This is a genomic window from Segetibacter sp. 3557_3 (assembly GCF_004354985.1).
Taxonomy (GTDB): domain Bacteria; phylum Bacteroidota; class Bacteroidia; order Chitinophagales; family Chitinophagaceae; genus Segetibacter.
In genome coordinates this window covers 55834-68870 of the sequence record NZ_SMSK01000023.1, presented here as the reverse complement: position 1 = coordinate 68870, position 13037 = coordinate 55834, and the positions used below count along the sequence as shown (strand labels likewise).

The window sequence follows — 13037 nt, the reverse complement described above, 5'->3', positions numbered from 1 at the left end:
TTGCACATGAAAAAGATACTGTTTAGGGTTATGCTGTTGATCATACCCGTAGGCCTGGGTACCCTCATATTTTTGCTTTTTGTTCTTGCAGGTGATAAAAGCAAAGGTCCGCTAGAGGATATGGGCAACTTCTTAAGTACGGGCATAGCACGCTTTGAAAAGAAGGTTATACATAATCCCCGTCAAAGCAGGGCAGCATCACTTAGTTGGTTCATGCGATACTGGGGGCATCCTGTACTAATGAATTGGCCAGACTCGATTTATTTAGGTGCTTATGACCCCAATACCGTTGAGTCATATGAAGACATTGTTTCCCTGGAAGATTCACTGCATACCCGGTTCCCCATCATTTCTATTTACACGGCATGGGGCAGCAAAAATGACCAGGTATTTCCGTTGCTTAGAACACAGGCAATTGTGGACCTGGGTTCAGTGCCAATGATCACCTGGGAGCCTTGGCTGGATGATTTTGTTGCTGTAAGCGCTTCCGGGTCGGTGAAAAGTGCAGACAAGAATAAAGGCGGACTTAAAGCCATTGCACAGGGGAAGTTTGACGCTTATATAGTTAAATGGGCACTCGATGCCAAAAAGTTGAGTGCACCGTTTTTTCTTCGTTTTGGTCACGAAATGAATGATCCGTACCGCTATCCATGGGGCCCACAAAACAATAAACCTGCCGACTATATTGCAGCATGGAAACATGTTGTTGATGTTTTCAAAAGCGTTGGCGCAACCAATGCCATTTGGGTGTGGTCGCCGCACCCGGCTTATGTAACGTATAAAGATTTCTATCCTGGCAACGACTACGTTGATTGGATTGGAATGACTGCTTTGAACTATGGCACCATTGCTCCCTGGAGCAGATGGTGGTCAATGGATGAAATTATACACGGTTGTTATGCCGATCTAGCGCCCTTTCAGAAGCCGATAATCCTATCGGAATTTGGATCGCTCCAGGTTGGGGGAAGTAGGGCATTGTGGTACAAAGAGGGACTAAATGCTTTACCAAAAAAGTTCCCTTCTGTTCGCGCCGTAGTATTTTACCACGCTGATAATGATAATACGACCTCGTATAAAACACTCGATTGGTCGTTTATAAACGATAGAGAAGTTGTGACAGCAATAAAGCAAACGTTCAACAAATGGAAGAAGTAGATCAGGGATACTCTAATGCGTAACCCGGCTATGGCTGCTTCCAACCAATGCTTCTTCCTTTAGTCCTGGCGCTGGCTTTTCTATCTCGCAGTATATATTATAATCGTAAGATGCCTGTTAGAAGTAGGCTGCCCGGTGTGTTAATAGCCGGTTGTCCTGGTATTACACTTAAGCCAATTGCAAATTACCATCTGGATCCCGGCACAAACACCTGCAGCCCGTTGCATGTTGTACCGTAACCCCACCCATTTTAAAACCGGGCTAATGTATTATGGTCTCCATCCCTCCAAGGCACAAACAAACCGGTAGTCTTATTGAAGTTCAGGTTCCTGTTGCAGTAACGACTCTACTGCCACAATCCCTTTTGGAAGTATCCTTGCCTTAATTTGGTCCAGGTCGTTCAGGAAAGCCGAAGAACTTGTGCTGGTATGAAACACTTCCCGATCCGTTGCAATCAAAGCCTTGTCGCGCAGCTTGTAGATGGTACTGTACTTTTCATCTGCTGTTCGGCTAAAAGAAGTTTGATCTTCCAACCGGTAGAACTTGTTGTCGTCTTTAAATTGGTAAAGGAATTTGATGATCTCCATTTCTGCCTCGTAGGTAAATTCTAAATTCACTGTTTTGGTCTTTATGAGTTACTAATCCGTTGTTTAGTTCTGTACAAGATGATTTATTGATGAACTTGGTTGCGTGTCAACCTCACCACGTTATACTAAAACAATGCCGCGCCGGTTCATGGCTAGCTTAAACAGGTTAATGGCCGGGCAGTTATGCTAAAAACCCCTCTTTCACTGGTTTTCGATCAGAATGTGCCTAAGTGCTTGATTTTAAGCGAAAGGTTTTCTACTTTACCGCAAACAAACTACAATCATGGCGATATACATTATCATTGGTATTATCCTTCTATTAATCATCTGGGTAGTCGCGATGTACAACGGGCTGGTTAAGGCACAGGTTAAGATTGATAACAGCTGGAGTGACATCAATGTTTTTCTAAAGAAGCGCTTTGATCTGATACCAAATCTTGTAAGCACCGTAAAAGGGTACGCGCTTCATGAAAGTACTACCCTTGAGAATGTTATCCGGGCGCGAAATACTGCCCTTGCGGTTAATCCCAACAATGTACAAGCTTCGGCACAAGCCAACCAGGAACTGGGTGGCGCCTTACGCGGGCTACTCGCCATTGCAGAAAGCTACCCCGACCTTAAGGCCAATGAAAACTTCCTTGAATTGCAGCAGGCGCTTCAAAATATCGAAGGGGACCTTGGCAATTCGCGCCGGTACTACAATGCAACAGTGAGGGATTACAATACCGCTATCCGGCAATTCCCGGGTAACCTTGTTGCAAATGTTGGCGGGTTCAAACAAAGAGAATTCTTTGAACTCGAAAATGTTCAGGAGGCACAAAACGTAGCCGTCAAGTTTTAAATTCCATCTGGTGATAAAATTTGTATTTGCTACCCTCCTGTTTTTTGCCGTAGCAAACAGCTATGCCCAGGAGGCTTTTACAATCAGCTACTATAAAGTTGATGTACATGTAAATAAGGATGGTTCGCTTGACATTGATGAAACGATTGACGTCAACTTTACTGAGCAACGTCATGGTATACTCAGGTTTATCCCCTATAAATACGAAATCAAACCACTACCGTCAGGAAGTGAGCAGGCTGCTATTCAACAAAAAGCCGGTGGTAATCGCTACACGATGATTGAAAACATCGATGTAGAACAGCATCCATTCACCGTTAGAAATGAGGGATACTATAAAGTCATCCAGATTGGCGCAGAAGATAAGCTGGTTTTCGGCAAACAGCGATACGCTGTTCATTACCGGATCCTGAATTCAATCAACCTATTTTCTGATCATGCTGAGCTGTATTTCAACATCGTGGGTAACAAATGGAACACCACGATAAAGCAGGTTGACTTCTCAGTGAAGCTGTACGAGCCACTACCCGCCAAACCGTTTTCATTTGTGGCAACAGGGCAGGAAGGCTCAACCGAAAACAATACCGTTTCGGGCTGGCAGAATAACCAGGTTTTTAGTGGAAAAACACTTAAGCCGCTGGCTCCGATGGAGGGGGTTACGATAGGTGTGAAGATGCCACTGAACTACATCGTGCAAAAGCAATACTGGATTGGTCAGTTGGCCTGGCTGATCCTGCCGGTGTTGGTATTCATCGGGATGTACCGGCTTTGGCTCAGGAAAGGAAAAGACGAACCCGTTACTGTACAGGTTGAATATTATCCGCCCGAAAACATGTGTCCGGGTATTGCCGGCTACCTTATAGACACCAATCTCCATTCACGCGACCTCACCGCATTGGTGCCCTACTGGGGTGCGGGTGGCTACCTGAAAGTTGTTGAGTCGAATGAGTCCAAATTGTTCGGCCTCTACTCGCTAAAGGAATACACGTTTATAAAGTTGAAGGATTTGCCTGCAGATCGTATGCAGTTTGAAAAAACCCTGTTCAATGGAATATTCGCGAAAGGCGATCAGGTGCCACTATCGAGCCTTAAAAATGTGTTGTATAAAACCATGGCTACTGCTTCCAGTGAGCTACGAAGCGAAGTGGATAAGGGTGAATACTACGAAAAGTACTCGAGGGGATTTGCAGTACTATTTGTCATCTTGGGTATCATAACGGGAGTTTTTGCCTTCCTGATGGCTACAGAAGCAATCTGGCCGATGATAGGTTTACCCGTTGCACTATTTGCCAGTGCCGTTATCATGATTGTTTTCGGCTTGTTTATGGCCAAGAAAACAAAAAAGGGAACCCTTGCCTATCAGCAACTGGCAGGGTTTAGGGAATTTATCAAGTCCGTTGAAAAGGACAGGCTTGCAGAATTCCTGAAACAGGATGAACATTACTTTGATAAGGTGCTGCCATATGCGATTGTATTCAACCTTGCCGATAAATGGAAAGACAAACTGGAAGGCATAAACATCCCTCCACCATCATGGTACTCCGGCAACTACAGCTCTTATCATGCAGGTTCATTTATGTCGAACCTGAATAGTTCTATGACAGCAATGTCAAGTACTTTCACCAGCTCACCATCAAGTAGCGGCAGTAGTGGAGGTAGTTTTGGTGGAGGTGGATCGTCCGGGGGCGGATCGGGAGGTGGAGGCGGCAGCAGTTGGTAACCGGGTAGCTGAATTCAGGTAAGGCTTCCCCTGCTTAAAACCTGATTGCGCCGGTGTAAATAGCTATGAATATTAAAAAAGCTATCCAAACGGCTATCACTAACCCGAATTGCTGGGTAAATAATACCCGTGGGTGCATGGGCGATCGTTTTGCTTTTAGCACTCCTTCTTTGTCGACAAGTATAATTTTCTTCCTGATTAAATTTTGATTTCTGTGCCGCACGCATCTAAAATTAAGGGTGATACAGGGGTACTACAACGCAGGCTGCATAACCCGTCCTTACTAAATTAGGCATAATCTTAAAATTAATTGGGACCAGTAAACACTTTTTACCTACAAAGAATTACCCCTGATTTTGATCTTGATCCGAGCTATTGCCTGACCCTTTAGCACATACCTGTCACATTTCAACTTTTTCCAGTATTGCTTTTTGATCCGCATACCAAAGTTTCCGGATGGCCTTTTGCAAAGGCAACCAGGCGACCCTCCTGTTTTCTCCGTTGTCATTGGCTACATCAATAAACCGCATCAGGAAGAAAGCAACAACCTGCCGTTCAAAGTTCCATCGCCTCCTGGTGGCATTTCCGAGCTTACGCTCAATAGCGGCAATAACACCAGACTCCTCCTGCACCTCCCGTAGCGCCGCACGTTCATCAGGTTCAGTCCGTTTAATATGACCCTTCGGTAACACCCAGATAAACCTGAACCTTCTGGCGGTGACCACCAGGTATTCTTTTCTGCCATCAATTTCCCGGTAAACCACACCACCGGCATGGGTAGGTAGGTTTTTAAAATGTATTCGATTTGGAGCCATAAGTAACGCTTAATTCCTTTCGGGGAAAGGTCGACCATTCGAAGACTATTCTGTAAACCGGATTATCCCTGTAAGTTCTTCCTGGGTTTGTCTTACCAATGGTTGAATCCTAATCTTACAAAGCGAAGCGCCGCCTGGGTTCTCCGGGCGGCGCTCAAATAGCCGATGTTCATCATTTAGCATAGGCAGCCCTTGGGCCGCCTGAAGTAAAGGTTGCGAGCATCCTGTCACGCTGCCCGTTAGAAAACATATTCATGCATCCGTCGTAGGTATAGTCCATATAATTCATCGTCATTTCCACAGGATTGCCGGCACAGGTGCTCAGGTGTGGGTACGAAGGACATCCGCCATTCGAGGTATTGTGTTGCGGAGTGTCGTCAACAAGGTCGTTGCCACAGGTCGCGTCTCCCCAAATGTGCCGGAGGTTTAGCCAATGCCCAACTTCATGCGTGGCCGTTCTGCCAAGGTTATAGTTAGCAATATAACTTCCGCTTGTCTTCGATTGGCTGCCAAAGGCCGAATACAATACAACCACACCATCTGTCTCAGGAGCTCCACCGGGAAATTGCGCATATCCAAGCAGGTTTTGTCCAAGGTTACACGCCCACATATTCAGGTACCTGGTGGGCTCAACCGGGTTGCTGCCACCAGTAGTGGCCTTTTTCACATCATCAGCATAATAGCTAAACCTCTTTTTGCTTGTTTGAACCCGGATGATGCGGTCTAACACAAATTGTACCCCAACACTGGTTTGTTCATCCTGGAACTCTACAGGAACCGTTACCCGGTCGGCATTACGGTTATTAAAATCTTCATTGAGCACGGCGATCTGGGAGTTTACCTGCTGGTCGCTGATGTTTTCTGCAGCAGTGTTGTAAACCACGTGCACAATTACCGGGATTTCAATTCTTCCACCAGCTGCCCGGAGATTACCCCGGTTCTTTACCACCTTCTGTGTATGAGCTTCAATGTCGGCCATGCGTTTTCTTAACGAAGGGTCGGTAGCGAGCTGCTGCTCAAGAACTTCTTGTGAAGCACACCTGCGTTCCGGCAAAGCAGCAATTGTTTCTTGCGGCTGTTGTTGTTCAAGGGTTGTTTTTGCGTCTTGCTTACTACAGGATACTGCAAGAAAAATCAGCCCGATCAGGGGAGTTGAAAATTTTCTCATGTAATGCTTTTTTATTCAATTTAACACATTTTAACATATGCGTCAAGGTGTAAACCCATGTTATTCTAATTACAACAGGCTATTCAAATTCACCTGTTATTCGATTCAACCATCCTATATTGCCGGATCAATTTGAAAACATGGACGGAACCTTAAGGGCCAACATCAAACCGGGCATGCTGGTAAACATCATCCTGAAAAAGGATCAGCGAAGTGGCACACTCACGGAAGGTGTTGTAAAAGATTTACTTACCAGCGCTCCAAAACATCACCGGGGCATCAAAGTACGTCTGGAAGACGGCCAGATCGGGCGTGTCCAGGAGATCCTCGAAGAGCCGGAGCCCTAATCGAGACCTGTTTTCATCCAAATCGATTTATTATCATTCGCTACGGTGAATATGCGTCTTACAGTTTTTGTTGGAAGGTTGTCGGCCCCTTGGATCGTAGTGTCGTGTTGGTTTTAGTGAAGCAGTGTAGCTGCCGTGATCACTCATTTAGAGTCGATACATCACCCTTAGGTCGATAAAGTCGGCAATATGCCGGTGTACCTTTAAGCCAATGCCGGCAGAAAGATTTTCGCGAAGTAGATACCGTAGCGTCCACCGGTGGTATAAGCGGTTATAGTAAGGGGTTTGGTTATAAAGGTATACACCCAATTGCTGGCCGAAGAAGAACCTGCCGAGCAGGAAATTATGCCCCGCCAATATTCCCCCACGCACCGCAGAGGCCGTTAAGCTATCTGACTTAAGCCGCTGGTTTAAAGCGTTGTCATAATAAACTTCGATACCCGCGTTAAGGGCATCTGTTGAACTGACCTGTTTCTCCACCTGCACAATGGCCCCTGCGAGTGGGGTACGGGGACTTGTTCCGTTGGGTTTGGTGCCTTGCTTTGCGGAAAAGAACAGGCCTGCCTCTACATATGGCTTCTCACCCCGGAAGTCTCGCTTTATACGCCGGTTATATGCCGGAAGACCATACGGAGTTTTGAATGACGCAACACCGATGCTTGCGGTCGGCCAGTTGATACCCTTATTTGGCTCCTTAAAGCCCCCGTTGGAAACGTGCTGGTAATGCAACCCGGCCTGCAACAACCATTTCGGTGCTACCTGTATGCCGCCGGCAAGTCCAAACTGCAAAAACCCACTTACCCGTGTACTGTAGCTTTGATTGCTGGGATTTGTTTGCGGGTGCCAGGGATTACTTAAATAACTTAATCCTACCCCACCTTTCAAACTGAACTGGCTCTTAAGGCCAAGCCGGTATGATGGCTGAATAAAGTAGCCAAGTGTTGCGGCACTCCCCAATATCTTACTGTCGAAGTCAACATAAGAAAGGTTCCAACCCTTTATGGGATAACAACGGCAAAGGTTCCAGGTGGCGGTGTCGGTTTTTTGTTTGGTGAGTTCCACTTCAAGTCCGATCGGCCGTGCACCAGATGTATTTTGAACAGCCTCGGTATGCGCCAGAATAAACCCATAGTGCAAGCGCGCCTGCACACTGTTCCGGCTTGCGCCCGCCTGCGCAAAGCCATGCAACACAAAAGCTAACAGGTTAACGATACAAAACAAAAAGCGCATACTTAATTGCTGGTTTATTATGAGAGCTACCCTATGTTCCTGCCGCTAACCAACATTCCAGTCGGCAGAAGGCTTTTGCGTGTTGTTCCTTTATCATAGTAAGCTTCTTTGGTTAACAGTTTCAGCCCAGCCTGTGTTGTGTAGCGGTACCATCTGGATGGTGTACCAAGTTATAAGAATATAAAGACTGCGCAATGGAATATAAACCGCATTATGATTGTTGGAGCAAGCATTAAAAGGGTCTCGTAGTCGCTTGTTTAACCTGCCCGGTATATGTTGATGAGGATTCAGCCTTAGTTTTTGCGGTACAATTTTACAGATGCAGTAGTTTGCGGGTAAAAGCGCTTCATGATAAAAGGACCGTTAGCAATTGCAGGTGTACTGGTAGCAATGATCGCCGGGGCCCAGGTGAAAAGTAATATTGATTTCGAAACATATAATCCTCCCTCATCACTGGTTGTTCCGCAACATGTTCTCACTAAGGCAAAGTTTCCATTCATCGATATTCACAATCACCAGAACAATATGTCGCCTCAGGTTTTGAATGGCTTAACCAAGGTTATGGACACCTTGAACATGATTGTTATGATCAACCTGAGTGGCTCGAATGGTGACCGGCTGAAACAATCTGTTGCTAATATTAAATCTACCGCTGCTAACCGCTTCCTGGTATTTGCAAACATCAACTTCGATGGCATTGGCCAGCCCGATTGGTCTCAAAAAGCGGCAGCACAATTAGACCAAGACGTAAAAAATGGTGCGGCCGGACTAAAAATATTTAAGACACTTGGCATTTCGGTTAAAGATAACCAGGGTAAAAGGGTTCCGGTCGACGATGTACGCCTCGATCCCATCTGGAAAAAAGCCGGCGAGTTAAAAATCCCCGTTCTTATACACACGGCCGATCCCAAACAATTTTGGGAACCATTGGACAGTACCAATGAACGCTGGCTTGAGCTGGTCACCCGGCCCGGTCGCAAGAGAAGCAACACCGATCCGGCACCATGGCAGCAACTGATTGATGAGCAACACCGCATGTTTAAAAAACACCCTGGCACCACCTTCATCAATGCACACTTTGGTTGGTATGCAAACGACCTGCGAAGACTAAGCAAACTGATGGACGAATTTAAAAATACCTACGTCGAATTTGGTGCAGTCATCGCCGAAATCGGCAGGCAGCCGATTGCCGCAAACCAGTTTTTCACCAAATACCAGGACCGGATCTTATTTGGTAAAGACAGCTGGGTTCCCGAGGAATACAATACCTACTTCAGGGTGCTCGAAACAAAAGACGAATACTTCCCATACCACAAGAAATACCATGCATTCTGGGCTATGTATGGCATGGGATTGCCGGATGATATCCTGAAAAAGATCTACTATAAAAACGCCTTACGGCTGTTGCCAATGGTGGATAGCGCATTGTTTCCGAAGTAGCAACACGCTTCCCTGAAAGCAACGCTACCCTGGTTTTTACCAACAATGTCAACAAGACAACGCGTAAGCTTGTCGGAATACCCGGGTTCCCACTGGGTTGGGGTACAGTGTCCTGCATACTTATTTTTTTTATGGGACGGGCAGTTGTTGGTTGCCTGGCTTTACTTGCCACGCTCGCTTGTACGGCATCGGGCATGGCAGCTTAAAACATGCAACCTAAACCTCTCGGGGCAAACAAGAAGCAGTGCTTAGCCACCAAAATACGATATTTGAGTATCAGTAATTACCTCCAGATATAGCCATATGACTGTCAATACCTACCCCGGAAAAAGGTTATTTATTTCTTTTGCTTTCCTGCTGAGTTCATGTGTTGCATCCGCTCAGGTTGATCTTGCTCGAAGCATGGCTGCTACGATAATGCAAACGTACAAAGACTCTATGGTGGTTAAGAAATATGCCAGTCACCTAGAGCAGGATAAACTCATTCAACCCGGTCAAACCGTAGCCGAGGCACAGGAGAACCGGCCGGCAAACTGGAACTATGAAATTGGCGTTGTACTCATCGGCTTCGAACGGCTGGGTAAGCTAACCAACGATAAAGTGTACCTCGAATATACCAAACACATTATCGATCACTTTATCAATGACGATGGCAGCATTAAAACCTACAACATCGAAGAATACAACAGCGATAATATTCCACCCGGCAGACAACTTTTTTATCTGTACGATAACTACAAGCACGAAAAGTATAGAAAGGCCGCCACCTTGCTGCGCAACCAGGTATCATGGCAACCCCGTAACCGGGCGGGTGGATTTTGGCACAAGCTAAAGTACCCTTCGCAAATGTGGCTCGACGGAATTTACATGGTCGAACCCTTTTATGCAGAGTATGCCGTACGAAACAACCAACCCGAAGACTTTAACGACATCATCAATCAATTCGTATGGATGGAAAAGTACAGCCGTGATTCTAAAACAGGCCTGCTGTATCATGGCTGGGACGAAAGCAAACTCCAGGGCTGGGCCAATCCCCAAACCGGCAGGTCGCCCGAATTCTGGAGTCGTGCAATGGGTTGGTATATGATGGCGCTTGTAGATGTATTGGACCTTGTTCCAAAAACACATTCGAGAAGAAATGAACTGGTTGCTATTCTTAATCGCTTGTCGAAAGCCATTGTACAGGTGCAGGATCAAAAAACAGGAGTCTGGTGGCAGGTAACCGATAAGGCAGGCCAGCAAGGCAATTACCTTGAGTCTTCTTCAACGGCGATGTTTGTATTTGGATTGGCAAAAGCTTTACGGATGAATTATATCAGCAACTCGTTTTTGCCGGCAATACAGAAAGCTTACAACGGCATGATCAAAGAATTTGTTGAGCAGGACAGTAAGGGTACCTACCATTATATGCGTGCGGTTGCAGGTGCCGGTCTTGGTGGTGTTCCATATCGGGATGGCACATACGATTACTACGTAAACGAACCAAAGAGAGACGATGACCTGAAAGCCATCGGCCCCTTTATCCAGGCTTGCATCGAAATGGATTGGATCAATAAAAACAAGGTCAACACAAAAAAGTAAATAGGCTCCTGTTCCTCGCGTTCTTGCGCCGGCAAAAAACTAAGCATTTCCGTAGTGAACCAATCAGCCGGTCAAATTCCATCACATACTCAATACCCCAATACCTGTACGCTGTCTCATATCTCGTTACACATACAAAGTTCAACATACAACCTCCAACATAATCCTTCATCACTCCGAATTACAAGTCTCGAACTAACCGGTAAAGTATTTAATGGCTTTTAGCCTGGAATAGGAAGGTCTGCGGCATCTTTGCGCCATGCAGAACAAACTACAATTACAAAGCCTTTTGTCAGATTACCTGGTGTCTTATCCCGACCAGGTGCAAAGGGCCTCCGCACTCCTCGAATTTGTTAACACATTCGATGGAGACGACTTGTACCTACGCACCAACTTCACCGGCCATATCACCGCCAGCGCTTACATCCTGAATTCAAGCCGGACTGCCATGCTATTGTTGAAACATAAATTCCTGGATCGCTGGCTTCAGCCCGGGGGTCATGTAGAACTATCCGATGAATCGATCCTTGCAGGTGCACAGCGCGAAGCTTCTGAAGAAACCGGAATACCCGGAACGGAACTAATGCTGGAAAGCGAAAACATCTTCGACATCGATAGTCATCCCATTCCTGAAAACAAGAAAAAAGGTGAACCCGCGCACATACACCACGATATTGCTTTCTTGTATACTTATCGTGGTCCTGCTGCAGTTAATATCGATATCGAAGAGTCTACGGCTGCTAAATGGATAAGCCTTCCTGATCTCGAGATCGATCCCATGTTCGGTAAAGTTGCCCGTAAGATCAAGTCAATGGGGTAAGGCATCATACCGATGCAGGAAGCTATCCTTCGTTTCGCCACTTTTCCGCATCGGCCTTTTCTTCTTCAGCTTTGTCGCCGGTAGTGCCGGAACCTGCTGTTGCCCTGGCTGCCTCGATGGCTTTTTTACCGGCTTCAACCGGATCATCTTCGGAAACACCTTCTTCAGGGTTTGGCTGGTTATTTTGTTCGTTGGGATTACTCATATTGATATGGTTTTGTTAATCTGTAAGTTCAAAAACCATGCTTGCCCATCATCCCACTTTAAATGCTTCATACCGGTAGCAATGGCGTAGTTATTGCTTTAGCTCCGGGGTAATAACTACCGACTCAAAGGTGTCGTTTCCAATAAGTTAATCAACATGCCATGAAATATAACAGCCGTTTTCTTTTGTTTACGCTAAGCCTGTTAGCCTGCCTTGTATCCTTTGGGCAGCGCACCAATCAATGTGGGATTATTATCCCGCCAAAAAGTACCCTGTCCCAGTTCCAATCGGTTTACGAAGCGCGGGAATACATCAATACTATGCTCGACTCCGTAAACTGGAAAGAGAACTTTACCATCCAGGAGCAAAACGGGATTAATAACGCTTACGCAACAATTATCCGCAACAAACGATACATTGTTTACGACAATGATTTTCTTGAAAACCTCGATGGTTATGCCGGCACAAAGTGGGCGTCAATAAGTGTCCTCGCGCATGAAATGGGTCATCATTATCGCAATCACGTTGTAGATGCGCAGGGAAGCACGCCGCCCAAAGAAATTGAAGCCGACTATTTTTCTGGTTATGTTATGGCAAAATTGGGCGCAAGCCTGAGTGAGGCAAGAGCGGCAATGGAAAAGATTGCATCCCCAACTGCAAGTGCCTCCCACCCGGCAAGGGCCGACCGGCTGACAGCAATTGCAAACGGTTGGAATTATGCCAAGGGCTATAACCCGCCAACCCGCAACACCGGCCCGGTACCCGCTCCACAACCACAGCAAAATCCCCCTCCTGCCACTAACGATGCAAGCTGGATATACTTATCACTATACGGCAATTCCGACATGACCGTTTACTTGTCTGATAATGGCCGCGACTTTAGCCAGGTTCCACTGAAAACAACCCAGCCTTTTGTTTTTAAATACGAAGTTTACAATTATGGGTGGCTTCGTTTCAGCAACAATAGCCGGGATCGCACTTTTAGATTGTTGCATGGTAAAGACTATGCAATTATCTGGAGCCGCCGCACCAACAACTGGACGGTTATTGAAGTTCCTTAGTGGGTTTTGGGTATTGAGGTATTGGGTATTAAGGTATTCAGGTATTGGGTATTAGGACACTGTCAGA

At 46.1% G+C, this 13037-nt stretch carries 13 protein-coding genes; 8 read left to right on the top strand and 5 right to left on the bottom strand.

Annotated elements, in window-relative coordinates; translation table 11 throughout:
• Nucleotides 1-6: 6 nt before the first annotated feature.
• Nucleotides 7-1155 (top strand): glycoside hydrolase family 26 protein, encoded by a 1149-nt coding sequence (locus EXU57_RS22840; RefSeq protein ID WP_133270581.1) that lies wholly within the window; start codon nucleotides 7-9, stop codon nucleotides 1153-1155.
• Between the two features lie 311 nt (nucleotides 1156-1466).
• Here the strand turns inward: EXU57_RS22840 and EXU57_RS22835 are convergent, their stop codons facing one another.
• Nucleotides 1467-1772, bottom strand: a complete 306-nt coding sequence (locus tag EXU57_RS22835) for a hypothetical protein (protein WP_133270580.1) — start codon at nucleotides 1770-1772, stop codon at nucleotides 1467-1469.
• A 253-nt stretch (nucleotides 1773-2025) separates the two neighbouring features.
• Here EXU57_RS22835 and EXU57_RS22830 point away from each other — a divergent pair, with 253 nt between their 5' ends.
• Together EXU57_RS22830 and EXU57_RS22825 are read left to right on the top strand one after the other, a co-directional pair.
• Entirely contained in the window at nucleotides 2026-2583 is a 558-nt protein-coding gene (locus EXU57_RS22830; protein ID WP_207955583.1) for a LemA family protein, read from the top strand.
• A gap of 10 nt (nucleotides 2584-2593) precedes the next feature.
• Nucleotides 2594-4303, top strand: coding sequence for a DUF2207 domain-containing protein (locus EXU57_RS22825; RefSeq protein ID WP_165958251.1), 1710 nt, complete (start codon nucleotides 2594-2596; stop codon nucleotides 4301-4303).
• Nucleotides 4304-4704: 401 nt separating this feature from the next.
• Here EXU57_RS22825 and EXU57_RS22820 read toward each other — a convergent pair whose 3' ends face one another.
• Both EXU57_RS22820 and EXU57_RS22815 read right to left on the bottom strand, forming a co-directional pair.
• Nucleotides 4705-5118, bottom strand: a complete 414-nt coding sequence (locus tag EXU57_RS22820) for an NUDIX domain-containing protein (RefSeq protein WP_133270578.1) — start codon at nucleotides 5116-5118, stop codon at nucleotides 4705-4707.
• Nucleotides 5119-5290: 172 nt separating this feature from the next.
• Nucleotides 5291-6286 (bottom strand): zinc metalloprotease, encoded by a 996-nt coding sequence (locus tag EXU57_RS22815; RefSeq protein WP_133270577.1) that lies wholly within the window; start codon nucleotides 6284-6286, stop codon nucleotides 5291-5293.
• A 140-nt stretch (nucleotides 6287-6426) separates the two neighbouring features.
• Here EXU57_RS22815 and EXU57_RS22810 point away from each other — a divergent pair, with 140 nt between their 5' ends.
• Nucleotides 6427-6633, top strand: coding sequence for a YwbE family protein (locus EXU57_RS22810; RefSeq protein ID WP_133270593.1), 207 nt, complete (start codon nucleotides 6427-6429; stop codon nucleotides 6631-6633).
• A 147-nt stretch (nucleotides 6634-6780) separates the two neighbouring features.
• On the opposite strand, the gene EXU57_RS22805 is transcribed toward EXU57_RS22810, so the two are convergent.
• A complete protein-coding gene (locus EXU57_RS22805; RefSeq protein WP_133270576.1) occupies nucleotides 6781-7863 on the bottom strand; it encodes an acyloxyacyl hydrolase in 1083 nt (360 codons plus the stop codon).
• Nucleotides 7864-8211: 348 nt separating this feature from the next.
• On the opposite strand from EXU57_RS22805, the gene EXU57_RS22800 reads away from it, so the two are divergent.
• The 3 genes from EXU57_RS22800 (at nucleotide 8212) to EXU57_RS22790 (ending at nucleotide 11704) form a co-directional block, all read left to right on the top strand.
• A complete protein-coding gene (locus tag EXU57_RS22800; RefSeq protein ID WP_133270575.1) occupies nucleotides 8212-9303 on the top strand; it encodes an amidohydrolase family protein in 1092 nt (363 codons plus the stop codon).
• Between the two features lie 303 nt (nucleotides 9304-9606).
• The gene (locus EXU57_RS22795) at nucleotides 9607-10884 is read left to right on the top strand and encodes a glycoside hydrolase family 105 protein (protein ID WP_133270574.1); all 1278 of its coding nucleotides are present in this window, start codon (nucleotides 9607-9609) and stop codon (nucleotides 10882-10884) included.
• A 259-nt stretch (nucleotides 10885-11143) separates the two neighbouring features.
• Complete coding sequence (locus EXU57_RS22790; RefSeq protein ID WP_133270573.1) at nucleotides 11144-11704, top strand: NUDIX hydrolase; 561 nt, start codon at nucleotides 11144-11146, stop codon at nucleotides 11702-11704.
• Nucleotides 11705-11726: 22 nt separating this feature from the next.
• Here the strand turns inward: EXU57_RS22790 and EXU57_RS22785 are convergent, their stop codons facing one another.
• A complete protein-coding gene (locus tag EXU57_RS22785) occupies nucleotides 11727-11909 on the bottom strand; it encodes a hypothetical protein (protein ID WP_133270572.1) in 183 nt (60 codons plus the stop codon).
• Between the two features lie 161 nt (nucleotides 11910-12070).
• On the opposite strand from EXU57_RS22785, the gene EXU57_RS22780 reads away from it, so the two are divergent.
• Nucleotides 12071-12970 carry a M48 family metalloprotease gene (locus EXU57_RS22780; protein ID WP_133270571.1) on the top strand — a complete coding sequence of 300 codons (900 nt, stop codon included), beginning with the start codon at nucleotides 12071-12073 and terminating at the stop codon, nucleotides 12968-12970.
• Nucleotides 12971-13037 lie beyond the last annotated feature (67 nt).

Excerpts from the sequence above, each read along its gene's own strand:
- EXU57_RS22840 (WP_133270581.1), top strand. The coding sequence starts at position 7 with ATGAAAAAGATACTGTTTAGGGTTATGCTGTTGATCATACCCGTAGGC.
- EXU57_RS22830 (WP_207955583.1), top strand. The coding sequence starts at position 2,026 with ATGGCGATATACATTATCATTGGTATTATCCTTCTATTAATCATCTGG.
- EXU57_RS22820 (WP_133270578.1), bottom strand. The coding sequence starts at position 5,118 with ATGGCTCCAAATCGAATACATTTTAAAAACCTACCTACCCATGCCGGT.
- EXU57_RS22815 (WP_133270577.1), bottom strand. The coding sequence starts at position 6,286 with ATGAGAAAATTTTCAACTCCCCTGATCGGGCTGATTTTTCTTGCAGTA.
- EXU57_RS22810 (WP_133270593.1), top strand. The coding sequence starts at position 6,427 with ATGGACGGAACCTTAAGGGCCAACATCAAACCGGGCATGCTGGTAAAC.
- EXU57_RS22805 (WP_133270576.1), bottom strand. The coding sequence starts at position 7,863 with ATGCGCTTTTTGTTTTGTATCGTTAACCTGTTAGCTTTTGTGTTGCAT.
- EXU57_RS22800 (WP_133270575.1), top strand. The coding sequence starts at position 8,212 with ATGATAAAAGGACCGTTAGCAATTGCAGGTGTACTGGTAGCAATGATC.
- EXU57_RS22795 (WP_133270574.1), top strand. The coding sequence starts at position 9,607 with ATGACTGTCAATACCTACCCCGGAAAAAGGTTATTTATTTCTTTTGCT.
- EXU57_RS22790 (WP_133270573.1), top strand. The coding sequence starts at position 11,144 with ATGCAGAACAAACTACAATTACAAAGCCTTTTGTCAGATTACCTGGTG.
- EXU57_RS22785 (WP_133270572.1), bottom strand. The coding sequence starts at position 11,909 with ATGAGTAATCCCAACGAACAAAATAACCAGCCAAACCCTGAAGAAGGT.
- EXU57_RS22780 (WP_133270571.1), top strand. The coding sequence starts at position 12,071 with ATGAAATATAACAGCCGTTTTCTTTTGTTTACGCTAAGCCTGTTAGCC.